The sequence below is a fragment of the Micromonospora sp. WMMD967 genome, from assembly GCF_029626165.1.
GTDB lineage: Bacteria > Actinomycetota > Actinomycetes > Mycobacteriales > Micromonosporaceae > Micromonospora > Micromonospora taraxaci.
The window spans coordinates 6,210,750-6,232,902 of sequence record NZ_JARUBK010000001.1 but is presented as its reverse complement, the minus strand read 5'-3'; the positions used below and the strand labels follow the sequence as shown (position 1 = coordinate 6,232,902).

Annotated in this window: 18 protein-coding genes; 8 read left to right on the top strand and 10 right to left on the bottom strand. The window is 70.4% G+C overall.

The genetic code is table 11. The features are described from left to right. Positions 1-107 precede the first annotated feature (107 nt). Genes O7631_RS27965 through O7631_RS27945 form a run of 5 tightly spaced genes read left to right on the top strand, consistent with a single transcriptional unit; the run spans position 108 to position 5,188 of the window. A complete protein-coding gene (locus O7631_RS27965) occupies positions 108-1,061 on the top strand; it encodes a MurR/RpiR family transcriptional regulator (RefSeq protein WP_269683286.1) in 954 nt (317 codons plus the stop codon). Further along, a complete protein-coding gene (locus tag O7631_RS27960; RefSeq protein WP_091403970.1) occupies positions 1,058-1,807 on the top strand; it encodes an SIS domain-containing protein in 750 nt (249 codons plus the stop codon). The genes O7631_RS27965 and O7631_RS27960 overlap by 4 nt, the downstream gene beginning before the upstream one ends. Positions 1,808-1,832: 25 nt before the next feature. Continuing rightward, positions 1,833-3,245 carry an N-acetylglucosamine/diacetylchitobiose ABC transporter substrate-binding protein gene (gene ngcE, locus O7631_RS27955; protein WP_269683287.1) on the top strand — a complete coding sequence of 471 codons (1,413 nt, stop codon included), beginning with the start codon at positions 1,833-1,835 and terminating at the stop codon, positions 3,243-3,245. Positions 3,246-3,277: 32 nt separating this feature from the next. Further along, positions 3,278-4,219: a sugar ABC transporter permease gene (locus O7631_RS27950; RefSeq protein ID WP_278147020.1), complete on the top strand. Its 942-nt coding sequence runs from the start codon at positions 3,278-3,280 to the stop codon at positions 4,217-4,219. 12 nt (positions 4,220-4,231) lie between these two features. Next, entirely contained in the window at positions 4,232-5,188 is a 957-nt protein-coding gene (locus O7631_RS27945; protein ID WP_347403526.1) for a carbohydrate ABC transporter permease, read from the top strand. 46 nt (positions 5,189-5,234) lie between these two features. Here O7631_RS27945 and O7631_RS27940 read toward each other — a convergent pair whose 3' ends face one another. Together O7631_RS27940 and O7631_RS27935 are read right to left on the bottom strand one after the other, a co-directional pair. Beyond that, the gene (locus tag O7631_RS27940) at positions 5,235-6,986 is read right to left on the bottom strand and encodes an ABC transporter ATP-binding protein (protein ID WP_278147019.1); all 1,752 of its coding nucleotides are present in this window, start codon (positions 6,984-6,986) and stop codon (positions 5,235-5,237) included. Then, the gene (locus O7631_RS27935) at positions 6,983-8,719 is read right to left on the bottom strand and encodes an ABC transporter ATP-binding protein (protein WP_278148043.1); all 1,737 of its coding nucleotides are present in this window, start codon (positions 8,717-8,719) and stop codon (positions 6,983-6,985) included. Before O7631_RS27935 ends, O7631_RS27940 begins: the two co-directional genes overlap by 4 nt. Before the next feature lie 120 nt (positions 8,720-8,839). Here O7631_RS27935 and O7631_RS27930 point away from each other — a divergent pair, with 120 nt between their 5' ends. The 3 genes from O7631_RS27930 (at position 8,840) to O7631_RS27920 (ending at position 12,063) form a co-directional block, all read left to right on the top strand. Next, complete coding sequence (locus O7631_RS27930; protein ID WP_278148042.1) at positions 8,840-10,549, top strand: bifunctional 3'-5' exonuclease/DNA polymerase; 1,710 nt, start codon at positions 8,840-8,842, stop codon at positions 10,547-10,549. Between the two features lie 332 nt (positions 10,550-10,881). Further along, the gene (locus tag O7631_RS27925) at positions 10,882-11,475 is read left to right on the top strand and encodes an NTP transferase domain-containing protein (RefSeq protein WP_278147018.1); all 594 of its coding nucleotides are present in this window, start codon (positions 10,882-10,884) and stop codon (positions 11,473-11,475) included. Positions 11,476-11,583: 108 nt separating this feature from the next. Then, a complete protein-coding gene (locus O7631_RS27920; protein ID WP_278147017.1) occupies positions 11,584-12,063 on the top strand; it encodes a hypothetical protein in 480 nt (159 codons plus the stop codon). A gap of 94 nt (positions 12,064-12,157) precedes the next feature. Here O7631_RS27920 and O7631_RS27915 read toward each other — a convergent pair whose 3' ends face one another. The 8 genes from O7631_RS27915 to O7631_RS27880 all read right to left on the bottom strand — a co-directional run bounded on the left by O7631_RS27915 (position 12,158) and on the right by O7631_RS27880 (position 22,106). Further along, the gene (locus O7631_RS27915; protein WP_278147016.1) at positions 12,158-13,561 is read right to left on the bottom strand and encodes a GH1 family beta-glucosidase; all 1,404 of its coding nucleotides are present in this window, start codon (positions 13,559-13,561) and stop codon (positions 12,158-12,160) included. After that, positions 13,558-15,789: an alpha-xylosidase gene (yicI, locus tag O7631_RS27910; RefSeq protein WP_278147015.1), complete on the bottom strand. Its 2,232-nt coding sequence runs from the start codon at positions 15,787-15,789 to the stop codon at positions 13,558-13,560. Before yicI ends, O7631_RS27915 begins: the two co-directional genes overlap by 4 nt. Continuing rightward, positions 15,786-16,673, bottom strand: coding sequence for a carbohydrate ABC transporter permease (locus O7631_RS27905; protein ID WP_278147014.1), 888 nt, complete (start codon positions 16,671-16,673; stop codon positions 15,786-15,788). Before O7631_RS27905 ends, yicI begins: the two co-directional genes overlap by 4 nt. Position 16,674: 1 nt before the next feature. Then, positions 16,675-17,646: a sugar ABC transporter permease gene (locus O7631_RS27900; RefSeq protein ID WP_278147013.1), complete on the bottom strand. Its 972-nt coding sequence runs from the start codon at positions 17,644-17,646 to the stop codon at positions 16,675-16,677. Between the two features lie 67 nt (positions 17,647-17,713). Beyond that, positions 17,714-19,018, bottom strand: coding sequence for an extracellular solute-binding protein (locus tag O7631_RS27895; RefSeq protein WP_278147012.1), 1,305 nt, complete (start codon positions 19,016-19,018; stop codon positions 17,714-17,716). A gap of 76 nt (positions 19,019-19,094) precedes the next feature. Further along, entirely contained in the window at positions 19,095-20,126 is a 1,032-nt protein-coding gene (locus O7631_RS27890) for a LacI family DNA-binding transcriptional regulator (RefSeq protein ID WP_278148041.1), read from the bottom strand. Between the two features lie 265 nt (positions 20,127-20,391). Continuing rightward, a complete protein-coding gene (locus O7631_RS27885; protein WP_278147011.1) occupies positions 20,392-21,300 on the bottom strand; it encodes an amidohydrolase family protein in 909 nt (302 codons plus the stop codon). Beyond that, on the bottom strand, positions 21,297-22,106 hold the full coding sequence (locus O7631_RS27880) for a metal-dependent hydrolase (protein WP_278147010.1): 810 nt from the start codon (positions 22,104-22,106) through the stop codon (positions 21,297-21,299). The genes O7631_RS27885 and O7631_RS27880 overlap by 4 nt, the downstream gene beginning before the upstream one ends. Positions 22,107-22,153 lie beyond the last annotated feature (47 nt).

The following is a 22,153-nucleotide window of genomic DNA, read 5'->3' as shown; positions in this document are numbered from 1 at the left end:
CAGGTAACAGTTTGAAAACTTCGCCCACAGTCTTGACACAGAGGGGCCTTCAGTAAGAACTTTTACCACTAACAGTTAACAGTCTTTTCGGAAAGGTGAGGCGACCCATGGTTGATCACGAGGTGGACACCGCCGCGGGGACCGCGGTGGTCGACGCTGACGTGGTCGACCGCAGGAGCTCCGCCTCTGACGGGGTGCTGGCCCGCGTCCGCAACGGACTCGGCGAGCTGACCGGCGCGCTCCGCCGGGTCGCCGAGCACGTGCTGAGCGACCCGGAGGCCGCCGCCCGATCCACCATCGTGGAGCTTGCCGAGCGAAGCGGCACCTCACCGGCGACCATCACCCGGTTCTGCCGGGCGATGGGCTTCGAGGGGTACGCCGACCTGCGGCTGGGCATCGCCTCCGAGACCGGTCGGGCCCGCTCGGCCGGCTGGACCATCGACATCGGACGGGAGATCCAGCCGAGCGACCCGCTCGGACGGGTGCTCGACCAGATCATGGCCGCCGACACCCGGGCCATGCACGACACCGCCACCCTGCTCGACCTCGCCGAGGTGGAGCGGGCCGCGGTGGCCATCGCGGGCGCCAGTCGGGTGAACATCTTCGGCGCCAGCGGCAGCGCGCTGGTCGGCGAGGAGATGCAGTTCAGCCTGCACCGCATCGGCGTGGCCGCGTGGGCGTGGAACGACGTGCACGAGGGCCTGGCCAGCGCCGCGTTGTTGCGTGCCGGGGACGTGGCGCTCGGCATCTCGCACACCGGGCAGACCCGGGAGACGATCGAGATGCTCGCCGAGGCGGGCAGCCGGGGGGCCACCACGCTCGCGCTCACCGGCTTCCCCCGCTCACCGTTGGCCGAGCTGGCCGACATCGTGCTGCTCACCGCCAGCCAGGCGACGACCTTCCGACCGGACGCACTCTCCGCCCGGCACCCGCAGCTCGTCGTGCTCGACCTGCTCTACATCGCCGTCGCCCAACGGACGCACGACCGCGCGCACGCGGCCTTCCGGCGTACCGCGCAGGCCGTCGACGGGCACAAGGCAGCGAAGGGAAGCGTCTCATGATCAGCGCCCAGGGGTACGCGGACGCCGTCCGCCCGGTGCTCGACCGGCTGCTCGACTCGGAGGCCGACGGGATCACCCGGGCCGCCGACCTGATCGCCGACAGCCTGCGCGACGGTGGCGTGCTCCAGGCGTTCGGAGCCGGTCACTCCGAGGCGTTCGCCGCCGAGTTGGTGGCGCGGGCCGGCGGTCTGGTCCCCACCAACCGGCTGTCGGTACGGGACCTGGTGATGCACGGTGACGCCCCGCGTGACGTGCTCGCCGATCCCAAGCTGGAACGCGACCCCTCCATCGCCCACCAGATCTACGCGCTCGCGGCGCCCCAGCCGCGGGACGTGTTCGTGGTGGCATCCCAATCCGGCATCAACGGCTCGGTGGTCGAGCTGGCGGCGCTGGTCACCGAGCGCGGTCACCCGTTGATCGCGGTCACCTCGGTCGAGCACACCGCACGGGTCGCCCCACGGCACCCGTCCGGGCATCGGCTCGCCGACCTCGCCGACGTCGTGCTGGACAACGGCGCGCCGTACGGCGATGCACTGCTGCCGCTCGAGGGCGGCGGCGCGGTCTGTGCGGTCTCCTCGGTCACCACGGCGCTGCTGGCGCAGCTGTTGACCGCTGAGGTCGTACGACGGTTCCACCAGGCCGGGGAGGTACCCCCTATCTACCTCTCCGCCAACGTCCCCGGCGGGGACGAGCACAACCTCGCCCTCGAGTCGCGGTACGCCGGGCGTCTCCGGCGAACCGCCTGACCCGACACCACAAGGAGAGTCAAAGATGTCGGATTCCCCCGAGAACATCGGTGACCTGAGCCGTCGGACCCTGTTGCAGCGCGCCGCGGCGGCCGGTCTGCTCGCCGTTCCGGCGGCGGGCATGTTGAGTGCCTGCGCCGGCAGCGAGCCGTCCAAGTCCGAGGACAGCGGTGCCGCGAAGAGCAAGGACAACCCGTTCGGCGTCAAGGACGGCAGCGCCGTCAAGGTGGTCGTCTTCAACGGCGGTCTGGGTGACCAGTGGGCCAAGGAGGACAAGGTCCTCTTCAACGCCAAGCACCCGAACATCACCGTCAACATGAGCTCCACCCAGAAGATCAAGACCGAAGAACAGCCGAAGATGGCGACCCAGCCGAGCGACCTGGTGATGAACTCGGGCGCGGACATCATGGATCGCAGCACGCTGATCAACGAGGGTGCGATCGAGCCGCTCGACGACCTGCTCACCGCCCCCGCGTGGGACAGCGAGGGCACGGTTGCCGACTCGCTGCTGCCGGGCACGGTCACCGACGGCACCCAGAACGGCAAGTTCTACGTCGTGAACGTGGCCTACACGGTCTGGGGCAACTGGTACAACGCGGCCCTGTTCAAGCGTGAGGGCTGGCAGGCGCCGACCACCTGGGACGACTTCTTCGCACTCGCGCCGAAGATCAAGGCCAAGGGCATGGCGCCGTACGTGCACGACGCCGCGCACGGCTACTACCCGCGCTGGGCGCTCTTCGCCAGCATCTGGAAGGCCGTCGGCAAGCAGCCGATCATCGACATCGACAACCTGAAGGACAACGCCTGGAAGGCCGACGGCATCGTCGCGGCGCTGGAGCCGTGGGAGAAGCTCGTCAAGGACAAGCTGCTGCTGCCGGGCAAGCTCGACCACACCCAGTCGCAGCAGGCCTGGCTCGACGGCAAGGCCGCCTTCATCCAGGTCGGCACCTGGCTGAAGAACGAGATGGCCGCGACCATCCCGCCGGGCTTCGAGATGACCCTGTCGGACTACTGGACCAAGCCGGGCGACAAGGCACCCAAGGACGTCTACGCCTCTTCCGGCGAGGGCTTCGTGGTGCCGAGCAAGGCGCCGAACAAGGCGGCCGCGAAGGAGTTCCTGCGGGCCATCCTCTCCAAGGCCGGCTCGGCGAAGTTCGCGGAGCTGACCAAGTCGCTCGCCTCGACCAAGGGCTCCGGCGACAACGTCCAGGACACCGCGCTGGCTTCCGCCAACACGCTCATGAAGAGCGGCAGCACGGACCTGATCTCGGTCAAGTTCCCGGACTTCTACGCCGACCTGGACAAGGAGAGCCAGAACCTGTCCGAGGAGCTGATGGCGGGGCGCCTCACCGCGCAGCAGTTTGTCGACAAGATGCAGGCGGCCGCGGACAAGGTCGCCAAGGACTCCTCCGTCAAGAAGCAGACCCGTACCGCCTGACAGGCCCTGATCAGCTAGAGAAGTGAGTGACCATGCGGCACGGTGTTGCGCGTTTCGTCACGGGTTTCCTGGCCTTGCCGCTTGCGCTGTACCTCTTCTACGTGGTGTGGCCCTTCGTGCAGGCGGCGGGATACTCGTTGACCGACTGGGGTGGCTACTCGGACACCCAGAACTTCGTCGGTCTGGACAACTACGTCCGGCTGTTGTCGGATGAGTTGATCAGGAAGGCCTTCTGGCACAACGTCTTCTTCCTGATCACCGTGCCGCTGTTCACCATCGCGCTGGCCCTGTTCCTCGCGTTCCTGCTCAATGTGGGCGGACGCGAGGACAGGGCCGGCATCCGGGGGGTGTTCGGCTCCGGGATCTACAAAATCATCTTCTTCTTCCCGCAGGTGCTGTCGCTGGTGGTCATCGCCGTCATGTGGCAGCAGATCTACCGCAGCGACGGTCAGGGCCTGATCAACGGTCTGCTGATCAAGATCGGTCTGGTGGACGCGGACAACCCGATCGCCTTCACCGCCGACCCGGAGCCCTTCCTCGGCGTGCCCGCGGTGCTCTGGTGGCTGCTGCTGATCGCGGTCTGGAGCGGCGCCGGCTTCTACATGGTGCTCTTCTCGGCGGCGATGCAGTCCATCCCGAAGGACATCTACGAGGCGGCCCTCCTGGACGGGGCCAGCCGGTTCCACACCTTCTTCAAGATCACGTTGCCCCTGTTGCGTGACACCGTCTCGGTCGCCTGGGTCTACCTGGGCTTCATCGCGCTGGACATGTACGCCCTGGTGTTCGTCATGACGCCCAGCCAGGGTGGCCCGAACCACGCCAGCGAGATCTTCGCGTCGGTGCTCAACTTCACCGCGTTCCAGAAGGGCCAGTTCGGTTACGCCTGCGCGATGGGTGTCGCCCTGGCGATCTTCACGATCCTGCTCGCCGCGGTGCAGCTCAGGATCACCCGTCGCGACCGTATCGAGTACTGAGGAGGCTGGACGATGAGCACGGCGACTCACGATGGTCTGACCCGGCCCGACCAGAACCCGAACACCGCACCCGAGGGTGGAAAGGGCGGCAAGTCCGCCTCGGACGGGCTCGGCGGCAAGTTCTTCAACGGCTTCTCCCACATCTTCCTGCTGGTCTGGGCCGTGATGGTGATCTACCCGCTGCTGTGGGTGGTGATGTCGGCGCTGAAGACCGACTCGGAGGTCATCCGCCAGCCCCTGTCCCTGATTCCCGCCAAGCTCAACTGGGACAACTTCAGCCGGGCCTGGGGCGCAGGGCACCTCGGGTCCTTCTTCCTCAACACCGTGCTGGTGCTGGCCGGCAGCGTCACCCTGACCATGCTGCTGGGCTCGATGGCTGCGTACGCGTTGGCCCGTTACGAGTTCCGGGGCAACCGGCTGATCTACTACGTGTTCCTCTCCGGCCTGACCCTGCCGATCTACCTGGCCGCGGTGCCGCTGTTCAAGGGCGTCTACAACACCAGCGTCCACCTTCCGCTGCTGGGCCCGAACAAGCACCTCATGCTGATCCTCGTGTACGTGGCCTGGTCGCTGTCGTTCACCGTCTTCTTCATGCACTCGTTCTTCCGGACGCTGCCCAACACCATCGCCGAGGCGGCCATGGTCGACGGCGCGTCGCACAGCCGGCTCTTCTTCAGCGTCATGCTGCCGATGTCCAAGCCCGGTCTGATCAGCATCGGCATCTTCAACGTGCTGGGTCAGTGGAACCAGTGGTACCTGCCGACCCTGCTCATGCAGTCGGTCGCCGGGGAGCCGAAGAACCAGGTGATCGCCCAGGGCCTGATCGAACTCTCGGTCAACCAGGGCTACAAGTCCGACTGGTCCGGTCTGTTCGCCGGGGTCACCATGGCGATGCTCCCGGTACTCATCGTCTACATCATCTTCCAGCGGCAGGTGCAGTCCGGCCTCACCGCGGGGGTCGGCAAGTAACCACCCGGACGAGAAGGGGCCCCTCGCCTGCCGAGGGGCTTCTTCGTCATCTCCGGTGCTCGTCGGCCGGTGTGTGCCAGGAGCGCCACAGGTCGGCGTACGCCCCGCCGGCCGCGACCAGGTCGTCGTGGCTGCCGATCTCGGTGATCCGGCCGCCCGCCAGCACGGCCACCCGGTCGGCGTCGTGTGCGGTGTTGAGCCGATGCGCAATCGCGATGACGGTGCGCCCGACCAGCACGGCGGCCAGAGCCCGCTCGGTGCGACGGGCCGTGGTGGGATCGAGCGCGGCGGTCGCCTCGTCGAGGATCAGCGTGTGCGGGTCGGCGAGCACCAGCCGAGCCAGCGCGAGCTGCTGGGCCTCCGCCGCGCCGAGCTGGCGGCCACCGTCGCCGAGCGTGGCGTCCAGGCCCTCCGGCAACCCCGCGAACCAGTCGGCGCCCACGGTGTCGAGCGCGGCCCGCATCTGCTCGTCGGAGGCGTCCGGCGCGGCGAACGACAGATTGTCCCGTACCGAGCCGATGAAGACGTGGTGCTCCTGGGTGACCAGGGCGATCCGACGGCGACGCTCGGCCGGGTCGAGGTCGGTGACCGGGCAGCCACCGATGCTGACCACACCCTGTCGGGGCGCGTCGATCCCGGCCAGCAGCCGGGCCAGGGTGGACTTGCCGGCGCCCGACGGGCCCACGACGGCCAGCCGCTCGCCGGGCTGCACCTCCAGGTCGATGCCGTGCAGCACGTCCGCCCCGCCGGAGTAGGAGAACCGCGCACCGCGGACGACGAGCCGCTCACCCCGCGACGTGGCCGTCCGGCCCGGCGGCTCCGCCGGGACCAGGCCGACGCCGAGCACCCGGGCGTACGACGCGAAGCCCCGCTGCGCCTGCTCCGTCCACTGCAACAGCCGGTCCAACGGGTCGATCGCCTGTTGCAGGTAGAGCGCGGCGGCGACCACCGCGCCGAGCGACACCATGCCCCGGGAGAGCAGATAACCGCCGACGAGCAGCACCAGCGCGATCGGCAGCGGGTAGCTGGCCTCCACGACCGAGAAGAACACCGTACGCAGCGCGAGGGTGGCCCGCCGGGCCCGCCACACGCGGGTGATCCGGTCGGTGCCGTGCCGGACCCGGTCGTCGGTCAGCCGCAGCGCCTCCACCGTGCGCGCGCCCTCGGCGGTCGTGGTGAGCGTCTCGGTCAACTCGGCTGCCGCCGCGCCCTCGGTGAGGTACGCGGAGCTGGCCCGCCGCAGGTACCAGCGGGTCACCGCCACGATCGACGGGAGCCCGGCCAACGCCGCGAGCCCCAGCAGCGGATGCAGCAGGAAGACCGCACCGAACAGCAACGTCAACTGCACCGAGGCGATGACGATGGTGGGCACCACGTTCCGGACTGTGGTCCCGACCGTCGCCACGTCGACCGAGCTGCGGGTGGCCAGGTCACCGGAACCGGCGCGCTCGACGACCGAGACCGGCAGCCCGAGAGTCCGGGAGACGAACTCCTCGCGCAGCTCCGCGACCGCTCGTTCGCCGAAGCGGTGACCGGCGTACTGCGCGTACCGGGAAAGCAGCGCGCTGACCACGACGCAGCCGGCGATGGCCAGCGCCAGCCGGTCCACAGTGGCCACGCCCGCGCCGGCGGTGACCCGGTCGACGATGGTGCCCAGCAGCCACGGTGGGGCGAGCCCGGCGACCGCGGCGGCGCCGTGCAGCGCCAGCACGACCCCTACCGCGCGCCGGTGCCGGCTGATCATGTCGCGCAACGCCCGGCGTACGGTGACCCGGTCGGCCACCGGCAGCCGGCTCATTGGTACGCCTCCTCGGTGTCGGCGGGCTCGGGGTCGGGATCGTCGCTGCCCCGGGCCACCAGATGCCGGTAGTCGGCGTCGGAGTCGAGCAGGTCGGCGTGGCTGCCGGTGGCGGTGATCCGGCCGCCGCTCAGGTGCGCGACCAGGTCGGCCCGGCCGAGCAGCAGCGGTGACGTGGCGATGAGCACCGTCGTGCGCCCGGCCCGCGCGACCCGCAACCGTTCGGCGATCCGCGCCTCGGTGTGCGCGTCCACCGCCGACGTCGGGTCGACGAGGATCAGCACCTCCGGTTCGGCGAGGACGGCGCGCGCGAGGCGGACCCGTTGGCGTTGACCGCCGGAGAGGGTCCGGGCCCGGGAGTCGATCGGGGTGTCCAGCCCGGCCGGCAGGGCATCGACCACGTCCTCGGCCGAGGCCGTCCGCACTGCCGCGTCGACCCGGTCGTCGCCGTCGGCCGCCCCGGCGCGCAGGATGTCGCGCAGTGTCCCGGCGAAGAGGTACGAATCGTGGTCGGCGACCAGGATCCGGGAGCGGACCTCGTCCAGGGCGACACCGGCCAGCGGCACACCACCCCAGGTGGTGTCGCTGACCACGTACCGGCCGAGCCGGTCGGCCAGTGCCACGGCCGCCGCCGGGTCGTCGGCGGCCACCCCGGTCAGCCGGCCGGCGCGGACGGTCAGCCCGGTCACCGGGTCGTACAGGTCGGCGGGGCCGTCCGGCGCCGCCAGGGCTTCTGGCTGGCGTGCCCCGGGCACCGGGCCCGACCACCGGCGACCCGGGCCGCCGACGTCGTCCGCGGTCACGGTGAGCAGGCCGATGATCCGTCGGGCGGCGACGCGCCCCCGGATCAGCTGGTGACTGCCCTCCAGCAGGAACCAGACCGGCACGATCAGGGTCGCCACGTAGCCGTAGACGGCGACCAGCTCCCCGATCGTGACGTCACCCGTCACCGCCATCCGCGCCGTCAGCCACACCACCGCCGCCAGGAAGAGCCCGGGGATGGCGACCGTCGCCGCGTCGATCCAGCTGATGACGGCCCCCACCCGGTAGCCCTCGGCGCGCAGCTCCTGGGATCGGGCCGCGTACCGGCTGGCGAACAGGCCCCGACCGCCCACCCCGGCGAGCACCCGCAGCCCGGCCACGATGTCACCGGACCGGGCGGTGAGCGCGCCCTGCTGCCGGCGGTAGATCGACTCGGCCCGTTCGAGGCGGCGCAGCAGCGGCCCGACGACCAGCCCGACCGCCGGCACCCCCACCAGCACGCACAACGCGAGCATCGGGGAGATCGACCAGAGCACCACGGCGATGACCCCGTACGCGACGACCGCGCCGACGCCCGGCCCGGTCAGCGTCAGCACCTGCGCCGTCCAGTCGATGTCGGAGCCGCCGATGGTGGACACCTCACCGGAGGCGACCCGACGGGGCAGCACCGAGCCGATCCGGGACAGGTGACGCAGCAGGACCTCGGCGGAACGGGCCTTGGCGTCCTCCCGGATGAAGGTCATCGTGCGGTGCCGCATGATGCCCAGGAATGACAGAGCCACCCCCGCGACGACGATGGCCGCGACCCAGAAAGCCAGCGCCCGGGTGTCGCGGGCGCGGAGACCGTCGTCGACGGCGCGGGCGATCAGGTAGGGCCGGGCCGACAGCCCGATCATCCAGGCCGTGCCGAGCAGGCTGCCGCGCAGCACCCGCCAGGGTTGGCGGCGGGTGAGCCACCACAGGTACCGCATCGGACCGCGGGTGTCCGGAGTGCCTGGATCGGGATGCGGGATCTGCGGAGGCACCACGTCACGCTACCGACAGGGCCCGACACGCTACTGACCCGAAACGGGTGAGGTGCGCCTCGGTTCCTGTCGGAGGGGAGAGGCAGAATCGCGTTCGTGCTGGTAGCGGTGGTGGCTGATGAGCGGGGCGGGGGAGTGCTGTGCCCGCTCGACCCCGCCGGTCGCCCGGCCGGCCCGACCGAGGCCGTCACCGACCTGACTGCCGCCGTCGCCGCCCGCGAGGCCGCCGAGCACCCGCGCTGGGTCTGGTCCGGCTCCGCGTCGGTCTACCCGGCGCTGCTGCGCGCCGGCGTCCGAGTCGACAGGTGTCACGACGTGGAGCTGACCGAGGCGTTGCTGCTGGGGCACGCGGGCCGCTGGGGTGAGCCCCGCTCGCTGGCCGCCGCCTGGGCCCGGCTGACCGGTGCCGTGGTGCCGCCCGACCCGCCGCCGCGCACCGCCGCGCCACCCGGGCACGGCCAGGGCGCGCTCTTCGACACGATGCCCGGCCCGCCGGGCCCGGGCATCGAGGCACTGATCCAGGTGTACGCCGACCAGCTCGCCCGAATCGCCACCACCGAGCATCCCGGTCGGTTCCGGCTGCTGGTGGCCGCCGAGTCCGCCGGCGCGTTGATCGCGGTGGAGATGGGGGTCGCCGGGCTGCCCTGGCGGGCCGACGTGCACGACGAGATCCTGCACGAGCTGCTGGGTGAGCCGTCTCCGGTGGGTGGCCCGCCACGTCGTCTCGCCGAGTTGGCCGCCCGGATCGCCGACGCGCTCGGCGTACGCCATCTGCACGCCGACTCCCCGGCGGAGCTGCTGAAGGCGTTCGCCCGGGCCGGGGTGGAGCTGCCCAACACCCGGGCGTGGGTGTTGCGCGGCGTCGATCATCCGGCGGTGCCGTTGGTGCTGGAATACAAGGAGCTCTACCGGATCTGGACGGCGCACGGCTGGGCCTGGCGTGAGCAGTGGGTGCAGGGCGGCCGGTTCCAACCGGAGTACGTGCCGGGTGGCGTCGTCTCCGGCCGGTGGGCCACCCGGGGTGGTGGCGCGTTGCAGATCCCGAAGGTGATCCGACGGGCGGTGGTGGCCGATCCGGGCTGGCGGCTGGTGGTCGCCGACGCCGGCCAGTTGGAGCCTCGGGTGCTCGCCGCGGTGTCCGGCGACTCTCGGTTGGCAACGGCGGGTGCTGCCGGCGACCTCTACGCCGCGTTGGCCCGCGACTCGTTCGGCGGTGACCGGGCCAAGGCCAAGGTGGCTCTGCTCGGCGCGATGTACGGGCAGACCGGGGGTGCCGCGGTGCCCGCCCTGGCGGTGCTGAAGCGCAGTTACCCGACCGCGTTCGGCTACGTCGAGGCGGCGGCCCGTACCGGTGAGACGGGTGGGCTGGTGCGGTCGTGGTTGGGGCGGACGTGCCCGCCCGGCTCGGCCGGGTTCGGCGATCTCGACGACGCGGGATCCGATCCGGAAGGGGCGGCCGATCCACAGAGTCCGCGGGCTCGTGCGGCACGGTCCCGGGGTCGTTTCACCCGCAACTTCGTCATCCAGGCCACCGCCGCCGAGTGGGCCTCCACGTTGCTGGCCACGTTGCGGACGGAGTTGACCGGCACCGAAGCCGAGCTGGTCTTCTTCCAGCACGACGAGGTGATGGTGCACGCTCCCGCCGCGCAGGCGGCGGCGGTCGCCGAGGCCGTCACGCGGTCCGGCGAGCGGGCCTCCGCGCTGCTCTTCGGTGCCACGCCGGTGCGGTTTCCGCTGGATCTGTCGGTTGTCGACTGCTACGCCGACGCCACCTGACTCCCAGGCGGTGCGCGCGTGCCTGCGTCCCCGGGCGGTGCGCGCGTGCCTGCGCCCTCGGGCGGTGCGCGTGCCTGCGTCCCCGCGGTGATCAACTCCAGGTCGGCGATGTGGGGGCATCCCGTCGCCCGGAAACCGCCGCCTCGCCGATGTGGAGTCGATCAAACCGGCCGCCCACCGCGCAGGTGCGGCGATGCGTAACGGTTGTGCTATTTCTCCTTTTCGCCCCGCCACCCTCGACTGGCCGTCCTCGTTGCAGTGTCCGTAGGAAGGGGCGGATCGGTCACGGTCGTCCCGTGCCAGAGGGGGCGCAGCTGAACGGGATCGCAGGAATGATCATCGCAGCGGGTGGGGGACGACGGATCGGTGGTCCCGAGGCACTGCTGTGCCAGGGGGACAAGCCCCTGGTCAATCAGATGATCGACACGATGACCGAGGCGGGCTGCGAGCACATCGTGGTCGTCCTGGGCGCCGCCGCCGAGCAGGTCCGGGAAACCGCCGACCTGGGCAGGGCCACTGTTGTGATCAACAAGGCGTGGGGCACCGGAGTCGGCTCGTCCATCCGGGCCGGCCTGGCCGCGATGGACGACGAGGGGATCGAGGCGGTGGTCGTGGTCCCGGTCGACATGCCGGGTCTGACCGCCGCGGCGGTCAGCCGGGTGGCCGCGCTGCCGTACCCGGACGTGCTGGTCTGCGCCACCTACGACGGGTTGCGCGGCTACCCGATGCTCTTCGGTCGCCGGCACTGGCCCGGCATCGCCACGCTGGCCAGCGCCGACGTCGGCGCGCGGCCCTACCTGCTGGCGCACAAGGACCAGATCGTCGACATCGCCTGCGACTCGGTGGCCGACGGCAGCCGGGTCGACACGCCGGAGTTGATGGAGCTGTACGGGCTCACCGTTCCGCCGCAGCGCGTCGGCGTCTGAGGGGATCGGACAGGGCGAGGCGGGGACGGGGCCACCCAGGGGTGTGACCTCACGTAGCCTCCGACCGTGGACAGCCGCGCCGCTGTCGGGATCGGGAGGGCGGACCCCATGGTTGTTGGTATCACTCGCCACCTGGCGGGCATGGCGGCCGCCTGGCTGACCTTCGTCGCCCAGTCGGTAGCGGTCTACTTCGGTCTGCTGCTGTTCGCGGTCGTCACCGGGTCCGGTCTGGGCGGTCCGCTGGCCGGGCCGGTGCTCGCGCTGGCAGCCGCGGTCGCCGGCGTGGCCTTGCTTCCCCTGCTCTTCCTGCCGGCCGTGGCAATCGGGCAGGCAGTCGGCCGGTCGCGGGGGACCGGCCGGGTGGTGGCGCTGTCCACGATCGCCGCTGTCGTGCTGGCCATCGGGTACGCAGTGGTCGGCGCCGTCCTCTCGGAGGTGTCCGCCCGTTACGTGCCGGTGGTGGCGGTCGTCGCCGCGCTCCTCGTCGTCGCCCCGGTCGTCATGTACGCGCTCAGCGCGGAAGGGGTCGGCTGGATGGCCCGGCGTCGGCGCGGCCCCGCGGTCGGGCTGGCGGCAGAGCCGGGCTGACCGTCGTCCGGTTTCGCCCCGCGGCCGATGTGTCCTGCGTCGGGCAGGGCCGGAGTTGCTCGCCCGCCGGGCAGACGAGCAACTCCGTTGACTGTCAGGCGTCCGGCAGTTGCCCGGTCGCGGCGAGGCGCTGATACCAGTGGGCGCTGTCCTTCCACGTGCGTACCTGGGTGTCGTAGTCGACCCGGATGATGCCGAAACGGCGGTCGTAGCCGTAGCCCCACTCGAAGTTGTCCAGCAGCGACCAGACGAAGTAGCCACGGACGTCCGCGCCCTGCGCCCGGGCGTCGCCCACCGCACCGATGTGCCGGCGCAGGTAGTCGATCCGCCGGTCGTCGTGGATGCGGCCGTCGGCCGACACCTCGTCGTCGAACGCCGCGCCGTTCTCGGTGATCATCATCGGCTGGTTCGGGTATTCGCGCCGCAGGCGCAGCAGCAGTTCGGTCAGCGCCGGCGGGTCGATGTTCCACCCCATCGCCGTGTACGGGCCGGGCTGCGGCAGGAAGTCCACGTCGTCCGCGGCGACCCACGGCGTCGAGGTCGACGCCCCGTGCCCATCGGCGTCGGAGCGGGCCGACACCCCGTCCCACGCCCGCACGAGGGTGCTGGAGTAGTAGTTGACCCCGAGCACGTCCAGCGGCACCGCGATCTGCTTCTCGTCACCGTCTTGGACGAACGACCAGTCGGTCACGGCCGCGGTGTCGGCCAGCAGGTCGGCCGGGTACGCCCCGTCGAGCATCGGGCCGAGGAACGCCCGGTTGGCCAACGCGTCGATCCGTCGTACCGCGTTCTGATCCGCTTCCGACTCGGACGCACCCCGGATGACGTGCAGGTTCAGCGTCACCGACAGCTCGGCGGCCGGGGCCAGCTCCCGGACCACCCGCCCGGCCAGCCCGTGCGCGAGGTTCAGGTGGTGCACCGCGGCCAGTGCCGCTGCCGGCTCGGTCCGGCCGGGCGCGTGCACGCCGGAGGCGTAGCCCAGGTACGCCGAGCACCACGGCTCGTTCAGCGTCGTCCAGGTGTGCACCCGGTCGCCCAGCGCGCCGACGATCCCCGCGGCGTACTCCTGGAAGCGCAGCGCGGTCTCCCGCACCGCCCAGCCGCCGGCGTCCTCCAGCTCCTGTGGCAGGTCCCAGTGGTACATCGTCGCCACCGGGCGGACGCCCCGCTCCAACAGCCCGTCGACCAGCCGCGAGTAGAAGTCGATGCCGGCTTGGTTGAACGCGCCCGAGCCGCCGGGCTGCACCCGTGGCCACGCGATGGAGAACCGGTACGCGTCGAGCCCGAGGTCGGCGATGTGCCCGAGGTCGTCGGCCCACCGGTGGTAGTGGTCGGCGGCCACGTCGCCGGTGTCGCCGTTCAGCGTCCGACCCGGTGTGTGGCTGTAGGTGTCCCAGATCGACGGCCCGCGCCCGTCCTCGTTGGCCGCGCCCTCGATCTGGTACGCCGCCGTCGCCGATCCCCAGACGAAGCTCTCCGGGAAGTGGTGTTGCGTCATCGTTCAGTCCCCTGGATCTCGCAGATGTAGCCCGTCGAGGTACCGACGACCAGTGCGGCACTGGCCGTCCCGTCCTCGTAGCGCACGTCGAACTCGGCGCCCGGCCCGTGCCCGGGTGACGGTACCCGTACCCGGGTCCGTTGCCCCTCGGCCGGTGCGTACAGCCGTAGCCGCACATCGTCCGCCCACTCGTAGTCCGGGCGGTCGTCGCGTGCGCCGAACGGGATGACCGCGCCGGGCCGGGCCAGCACGGGGAGGCTGTCGAACGCGTGCTTCTCGGTGACCCACGCCGGGCCGGTGACCTGCGCCCCGCTGACCAGGTGCGTCCAGGTGCCGGATGGCACGTAGTAGGTGACGTGGCCGTCGGCGCTGAGCACCGGGGCGACCAGCACGTCGGGGCCGAGCATGTACTGCCGGTCCAGGTACGCGGTGGCCGGGTCGTCCGGGAACTCCACGACCATCGGTCGCATCATCGGCGTACCGTCGCGGTGCGCCTCCTCGGCGGCGGCCGCCAGGTACGGCATCAGGCGGAGCTTGAGCTGGGTGAAGTGCCGCAGCACGTCGACGGCCTCGTCGTCGAACGCCCACGGCACCCGGTACGAGCCGGAGCCGTGCAGCCGGGAGTGCGAGGAGAGCAACCCGAAGGCGACCCACCGCTTGAACACCACCGGGTCGGGGGTGCCCTCGAAGCCGCCGATGTCGTGGCTCCAGTAACCGAAGCCGGACGACGCCAGCGACAGCCCACCGCGCAGCGACTCGGCCATCGCGGCGAACGTCGCCTCGCAGTCACCGCCCCAGTGCACCGGGAACTGCTGCCCACCGGTCGTGGCCGAGCGGGCGAACAGCACCGCCTCGCCCTTGCCGCGCTCCGCCTCCAGCAGTTCGAAGACCGCCTTGTTGTAGAGGTAGGAGTAGTAGTTGTGCATCCGCTGCGGGTCCGAACCGTCGTGCCACACCACCTCGGTGGGGATGCGCTCGCCGAAGTCGGTCTTGAAGCAGTCCACGCCCATGTCGAGCAGCACCTTGAGCTTGCCGGTGAACCAGCGGACCGCGTCCGGGTTGGTGAAGTCGACGAGCGCCATGCCGGCCTGCCACTTGTCCCACTGCCAGACCGACCCGTCGGGTCTGCGCACCAGGTAGCCGGCCTGCCGGCCCTCCTCGAAGAGGTACGAGCGCTGCGCGATGTACGGGTTGATCCACACGCACACCTTCAGGTCGCGTTCGCGCAGCCGGCGCAGCATCCCTTCCGGGTCGGGGAAGGTCGCCGGGTCCCAGACGAAGTCGACCCAGTGGAACTGGCGCATCCAGAAGCAGTCGAAGTGGAACACCGACAGTGGCAGCCCGCGTTCGGCCATGCCGTCGACGAACTCGGTCACCGTCTTCTCGTCGTACGAGGTGGTGAAGGAGGTGGACAGCCACAACCCGTACGACCAGGCGGGGATGCGGGCCGGGCGGCCGGTGAGCGCCGTGTAGCGGCGCAGCACGTCCTTCGGGGTGGGCCCGTCGATCATGTAGTAGGTGAGCGACTGCCCCTCGACGCTGAACTGGGTCTGGGTGACGATCTCGGAGCCGACTTCGAACGACACGTGCTCCGGATGGTCCACGAAGACCCCGTAGCCGGCGCTGCTGAGGTAGAACGGCACGTTCTTGTACGCCTGCTCGCTGGCGGTGCCGCCGTCGGCGTTCCAGATGTCGACGGTCTGCCCGTTCTTCACGAACGGACCGAAGCGCTCGCCCAACCCGTACACCGTCTCGCCGACACCGAGCGCGAGCCGCTCGTGGACGTGCTGCCGGCCCTCGGCGTCGGTGACGAGGCCGATGCTGCGCTCGGTGGAGGCGGTGAGCAGCCGGTCGCCGTGCCGGAAGTCGACGCGCCACCCGTCGACGAGCGCGACGCGCGCGGTCAGCTCACCGGTGGTCAGCGTCGCGCTGAGACCGCTGACGTCGACGGCGACGGGATGTGTGTCGTCGGTGGTCAGCCCGAAGCGCGGCTCCCGGGGCAGCCCGCCGGTGTGGTGGGCGATGGTCACCCCGATGACGCCGGGGGCGGGGGAGAAGAACCGGGCGGTGACCAGGGGGCGGTTGAGGGTGTCGCCGCGTCCGGTGATCCGGCCGGTCGGCGCGAAGACGGTGAACCCGCGCTGGTCCGGCTCGACCGACTCCACGGTGCCGGGGCGCAGGACACTGACACCGGGGCGCAGTTGCCAGTACCCGTCGGTGAACTTCACTTCTCGGCTCCTGCCGTGATGCCGCGCGCCAGGGTGCGCTGGAAGATGAGGAAGAAGAGGATGGCCGGCACCAGGCTGATCAGCGAGCCGGCGTTGGTGGTCGGAGCGTCCATCAGCCGGTCGCCCTGTAGCGACGCGAGCGCGACCGGGATGGTCTGCGTCTGGTTGTCGATGAGCATGACCAGCGGGATGAGGAACTCGTTCCAGGTCCAGATGAAGAAGAAGATGAGCAGCACCGCGAGGGTGGGCCGCAGGTTGGGGAAGACCACCCGCCACAGCACCGTCCACTTGCTGGCGCCGTCCAGCGCGGCGGCTTCCAGCAGCGAGCGCGGGAACGTGCCCAGCACCGAGGCGAGCAGGTAGGTGCCGAACGCGCTCTGGATCACGGTGAAGATGATGATCACCGCGAGTCGGGTGTTGTAGAGCCCGACCTCCTTGGCCACGTAGTAGAGCGGGTAGATCAGCGCCTCCTGCGGCAGCATGTTGGCCAGCAGGAAGAGACCGACGATCCAGAGCCGGCCACGGACCCGGCCGATGCCCAGGGCGTACGCGTTGAGCAGCGACACGGCCACGCCGAGCACCGCCACGGAGCCGGCGATGAGTGCCGAGTTCCAGAGCTTGAGTGGGAAGTCGACAGCGGTCCAGTACGTCCGCAGGCCCTTGGTGTAGAACTCCGTCGGCCAGCTCAGCGGCCCGCCCGACGAGTAGTCACCGGGCGACTTGAACGCGTTGAGCAGCATGAACGCGAACGGCACCAGCATGACCAGCGCGCCGATCGTGACCACCGCGAGCACCACCCAGCGGCTCGCGCCGCGGTGGTGCCGGTCGCGGACGGGTCGGGCGTGCTCCGCCCGCGCGGGGATCGGTGTGAGCGTGACGGCCATGTCAGAACCCCCGGTCCCGGCGCTCGCTGCGAGCCTGCATCCAGATGAACACCACGGCCACCACGACGATGATCAGTGTCAGCACGGTGGAGATCGCCGAGCCGTAGCCGACCTGGAGTTTCTTGAAGAACGTGTAGTACGCGAAGTAGGACGGAACGTTCGTGGCGTTCTCCGGGCCGCCCCGGGTCAGGGCGAAGATCGGCCCGAACACCTTCAGCGCGGCGATGGTGCAGGTCAGCGCCACCACGAAGGTTTCCGGCCGGATCTGCGGGAGGGTGATCGCCCGGAACCGGTGGAGCCAGTTCGCGCCGTCGACCTCGGCCGCCTCGTACAACTCGGGGTCGACCCGTTGCAGCGCCGCCATGAAGACGACCACCGGGTAGCCGATCTGCACCCAGATCATCACCGCCATCACGGCCGGGAGGGCCGTGTCGGGGTCACCCAGCCAGTCGTGGCGTAACGCGCCGAGGCCCACCACGTCGAGCAGACTGTTGAACGCGCCGTCGGGGCGGAGGATCCAACCCCAGACGATGCCGGCCACCACGACGGGCAGCACCTGCGGCAGGTAGAACGCGGCCCGCAGCGCGGCGGCGGTGCGGGGCTTGAACCGGCGGCCGATGACGTCGAAGAGCACAGCTGCCAGCAGCAGCCCCAGCGCTGTGGGGACGACCACCATCGCGACGATCATCGCGACGGTGTTGCGGAACGACGCCCAGAAGACGTCGTCCTGGAGCAGTTGCCGGTAGTTGTCCAGGCCGACCCATCGGGGGTCGCCGACGCCGGACCACTTGGTCAACGACAGGTAGACAGTGCCGACCAGTGGTGCGCCGATGACCAGGACGAAGAGCGTCGCCCCGGGGAGCAGGTAGAGCCAGTACGCCGCATTGCGTCCGCGTCGTTGTCGGCGGCTGGGCGCGGGCGGGGTGGGCGTCGCGGCCGGTGGTGTGGCGGCGACGGTCTCGGAGACTGCCATGGAAGATCCTTCCCGGCGGGGCGGGCGGGCGCGTCGGTGGTGCCGATCGCGCCCGCCGCTCGCCGTGTCACTTGCCGGTGATCTCCTTGACGCCATCGGCGTACGGCTTGGCGATCGTGTCGAGAACCTGGTCGGGCGACTTGGAGCCGTTGATCAGGCCCTGGAAGCCGGAGACCAGCACGTCGTAGTAGCCGGGGACCGGCCAGTCCGGGTAGAAGGCGAGCCCGTCGGACTTGCTGACCGTGTTGAAGTCCTCGATCAGCTTGCGGTCCTTGGGGTCGGTGATCTTCGAGGCGTCGGCGGCGACCGGCACACCACCGTTGTTGCCGATCAGGTCCTGGATCTCCGGACGCATGGTGATGTCGATGAAGTCGTACGCCAGGCTCTTGGCCTTGCTGTTCTCCGGGACGACCCAGAGATTGCCGGAGGAGCCGGCGTTCAGGGTGTTGCCGGGGAAGAGGAACGTGTCCCAGTTGGCCTTCATCTCGGTCTTGAAGCGGCCGTACCACCAGCTGCCCGAGACGATCATCGGAACCTTGCCGGCGATGAAGGCGGTGCCCATGTCCTCGGCCTTGAGGCTGGCCGAGTCCTTGGCGACGTAGCCCTTCTTCACCCACTCGGCGAAGGTCTCCGCGCCGTACTTGAGCGGGTCGGCCTTGAAGTCGACAGGGTTCTTGTAGAGCTGGTAGTTGTCCACGAACTGCCGGTCGCCCTTGGCGAGGGCGAGCTGGTAGAAGAGCTGCCCGGCCGGGTATTCCGCGCCGGCCATGCCCAGCGGGGTGATGCCCTTGCCGACGAACGTGTCCATCGCGGCGGTCATCTCGGCCATGCTGGTCGGCACCGTGATGCCGTTGGCCTGGAACAGGTCCTTGTTGTAGTAGACGGTGACGTACTCGCCGTAGTTCGGCACACCGAACCACTTGCCCGACCCCATCACGCCCTTGTCGCTGTAGCGGGCGGTGGTCTGGAGGCTGGGGCTGAGCTTGCCGGCCCAGCCGCGCTTGTCGGCCTCGGCGCTCAGGTCCGTGAGCAGCCCCTGCGAGGAGAGCAGACCGGCCGTCGCGTTGCCCTTGTTGTACTCCATGATGTCCGGGCCCTCGGACGAGTTGATGATCATGCCCGCGTTCTGCTGGATCTGCTCGAACGCCTTGCGCTCGAAGCGCACCTCGACGCCCTCATGCTCGGACTTGAAGATCTCGATCGCCCGGTCCCAGCCGACCCCCATCGCGCTGTTCTCGCTCTCGTAGTGCCAGAGCTTGAGGACCTTGGCGTCGCTGTCGTCCGCGTTGTCACCACCACCGCACGCGGCCACGGTGGTCGTCGCGGTCGCCGCCAGGGCGAGCGCGGCGACGAGCCGGTGGAATCGCTGCATTAGCATCCTCCTCGTTGAGTATCTAGCCGGTACTTCACGAGGCCCGTCGTCGCGTTGCAGCGCGGCGGCGGGCCGTTTACTGATCAGCCCCCGCGGGTCGGCGGCTTCGGGGTGGGGCGGTCGACCCCCGGACCTCCAACGCGCACGGCAGCAGTTGCTGGTGGCGCTCGACGGCAGGGCCGTCCAGGTGGCGTACCAGCGCCTCGATCGCGATCCGACCGAGCGCCGACCCCGGTGACGTCATCGCGGTCAGCGCCGGGGTGGCCAGTTCGGCGACCTGCGGCGAGGTGACCATCGAGACGACCGAGACGTCGCCCGGCACCGACAGGCCACGGCCGGTCAGCTCACCGAGGATGCCGAAGATCGCGGTCTCGTTCATGGCCAGCACGGCGGTCAGGTCCGGTGCTTGCGCGAACGCGGCCGCCAGCGCGGCCCGCCCGCCCGCCGCGCTGTCCTCGGCCGCGATCATCACCGGGTCGAGGCCGTGCCCGGTCATCGCCGCGACAAAGGCGTCCCGGGTACGCAACGCGGGCCCGTAACCACTGGCCAGCGTGGCAGCCGAGTGGTTGACGTAGACGATCCGCCGGTGCCCCAGGCCGACCAGGTGTGCGACCGCCTCCCGCACGGTCTGGTCGAAGTCGATGTCGACGTAGGAGAGGGTGCTGGTGTCGGCGGTGCGGCCGATCAACACCAGCGGCACACCGCTCTCCTGAAGCACCGTGACCCGCTCGTCGGCCAGCTGGACCTCCATCAGCACGACACCGTCGAGCATCCGCTGACTGGCCAGCCGGCGCAGGTCGTCGAGATCGCCGCCGCCGACCGGGGAGAGCACCAGGTGGTAGCCGGCCGAGCTGGCCGCCGCGGCGGCACCGGTGACGAAAGCGGTCTCGGTGGCGCCGAGCCCGCGCTCGTCCATCGGCATCAGCAGACCGAGGATGCGGCTGCGTCGGCTGGCCAGGCCGCGGGCCATCGCGTTGGGCTGGTAGTCGAGCTGGGCCATCGCGGCGAGCACCTTGTTGCGGGTGGCCTGCGAGATCGGCCGGGTGCCGGTGAGCACGTACGAGACGGTGCTGACCGAGACCTGCGCGAGGCGGGCGACGTCGTGCATGGTGGCCACCCGAGCACCTCCTCCGGCCAGGCGTGGGATCGCTCCCGCAACGGTGTCGAAGCGTTTCGACTAAGCGGTTCGACAGGACGCTAGGCCACCCGTTACGAAGACGTCAATAGTCGATGTCGAAAAGATTGCGGCCCGCCAAGGGGCGGTGCCGCGGGGCAGCAACATCGGGGACGTTGCTGCCTGCTGCCGGCCGGAGGCAGCAACATCGGGGCAGTTGCGCGGATCTTCCTCACCGGGGCCCATCGTGGGGCGCGGGTCAGGACAGGTCGAACAGGGTGGCGGCGTTGCCCCAGCAGACCGCGCGCAGCCAGTCGTCGCCCAGGTCCAGTCGCGCCAGGCCGGTCAGTTGGTCCGCGTACGGGTAGGGGATGTTGGGGAAGTCGCTGCCCAGCAGCACCTTGCCGGCCAGCCCCAACTCGCGCAACCGGGGCCGTTCGTCGGCGGGGAAGGGAACGAGCTGCTCAAAGAACGGGGTGAGGGCCATCGTGGTGTCCAACCGAACCCGCTCGTACGTCTCGGCGAGGTCCAGGAAGGCCCGGTAGTCCGGGGCACCGAGGTGTGCGACCACCGCGTTCAGCCGGGGGTGGCGGGCGAGCAGCGCGGCGAACGGGTCCGGGCCGGTGTGCGCGGTCCCCACCGGGGCGTGGCCGGCGTGCACCACCACCGGCACGCCCGCGTCCGACAGCGTCCCCCACACCTGGTCCAGGGCGGGGTCGGTGGGCGAGAAGTTGCCGACCTGCAGGTGCACCTTGAACAGTCGGGCGCCGTCGTTCAGTGCCGCCTCCACGTACGCGGGGGCGTCCGGCTCGGGGAAGAAGGTGGCCGAGGGGAGGCAGCCCGGGGTCGTCCGGGCGAAGTCCAACGTCCACCGGTTCAGGTCGGCGGCCATGGCCGGCCGGTGCGCGTACGCCAACGCGCTGAAGGCCCGGACCCCGAGGCGGTGCAGGTGCGCGACCCGATCGGCGTCGCTCCACCGGTAGCGGATCGGCCACTCGGTGCCGACCAGCGGTCCGGCGGCGTCGAAGTACTCCCAGATGCGGCGCAGCAGGCGGGGCGGCAGGAAGTGCACGTGCACGTCGGCGAGACCGGGCAGGCCGAGCGCGCGCCAGAACTCCGGCACTCGCGCGTCCTCGGCCGGTGGCAGATCCGCTGCCGGGTCGGTCATATCTCGATGTCGAACCGGCTCAGCACCGACGGCGCGACCAGGCCGACGGTCGCGAGCGCCGAGATGACGGTCAGTGCGATGCGCATCCCGACGACCTCGGCCTTGCTGCCGACCCGCAGGGCGATCTTGTTCGGCAGGCCGATCATCGTCCACATGCGCCGTTTGATCGGGATCGGCCAGAGGATCGGCACCCCGGCCCGGGTGATCATGTCGCCGAGGATGTGCACGAAGCAGCCGACCCCCAGCGCCGTACCGATCAGCGGATAGCCCCGACCACCGGGGAGGTTGGCGAAGGTGAACCAGGCCGCCCCGGCGGAGGCGAGGGTGATGATGACCCAGCCGGCGCGTTCCGCCCACTCGTCGAACAGCCCGCGCAGCGCGAGGCCGAACATGAAGAACAGGATGGTGATGACGGCCCACTTGCCGTACGCGGCGCAGAGCGCTGTGGTGCCCCAGCCGACCAGCACGGTGAACGGCAGCGTGTGGGTCAGGGTGCGGTGCCCGTTGTTGCGGCGGGGGTCCTTGCTGAGCTTCGTGGCGTAGTAGACCCCGAGTGAGATCTTCTCCATCACCTCGGCGGCGAAGAGCGAGAAGACCCCGAAGGTGCGGGCGACGGTGGCCCCACCCTGGTTCTTGGTCACCTTGCCCGACATGTCGAGGTCCGGAAAGAGAGCGCCACCGGCGCACACAGCGGTGCCCACCGCCAGCGCGAGCGGCGACTGGTGGTAGTCGGCGAACTGCTGCAACGCCCAGGACCCGGCCAACCACACCGCCGCGCCGGACAGCGCGTGCTGCGGACCCATCATCTCGGCTCACCCTCCCCAGGGATCTTGAGCGCCCAAAACTACGCCAC